The following is a 522-nucleotide window of genomic DNA, read 5'->3' as shown; positions in this document are numbered from 1 at the left end:
ATAGATACGAATAGAACTACATTGATAGAAACCAAAATTTATTGATTGAAACAACGATGTGGCGACATGGTTGCATACCATGGACAAGCAGAAGGATTCCGACATTGATCAGACCCGGAGAGTGTCGTTAACGCTGCCATGAGGGCTGCGCATACGACACCTGCTGAATCTGCCATGGCGAATGGATTGGATGGCTGGGCACGCGCTCTTCCTTCACGTCCGTGCACGAATACTTCTGCCATCCCCCGGTTTACGCGCCATCCCGAGTTACGCAATGTGTGAAGATTAATTTGCAATGCACGAATTTGACTGTGCGACAATTTCAGGAGCTGAATAATGGCTACGCCTACTATCACAATCGTTTCCCCTTCGGGGACCAATGCCCATAACACCGCCGCTCTCTTCGCCTCGGCGGCGGATTTGGATCCGGCCAAGTCCTATATCGTCCACTGGAAATTGGGAGCTGCCAATACCGCTGTGACATTTACCGCCAATGACCAGGATGTGTTCTCCTCGGGGGGG

General features: G+C 51.1%; 1 protein-coding gene. It reads left to right on the top strand.

All coding sequences use genetic code 11. The features are described from left to right. Nucleotides 1-336: 336 nt before the first annotated feature. The coding region (locus DUT91_RS25140; protein WP_147272316.1) for a hypothetical protein at nt 337-522 on the top strand (186 nt) is incomplete at its 3' end.

Origin of the sequence: Paramesorhizobium salinisoli, assembly GCF_003335045.1 — a bacterium.
Classification (GTDB): domain Bacteria; phylum Pseudomonadota; class Alphaproteobacteria; order Rhizobiales; family Rhizobiaceae; genus Paramesorhizobium; species Paramesorhizobium salinisoli.
This window is presented reverse-complemented; position numbering and strand designations above follow the sequence as displayed.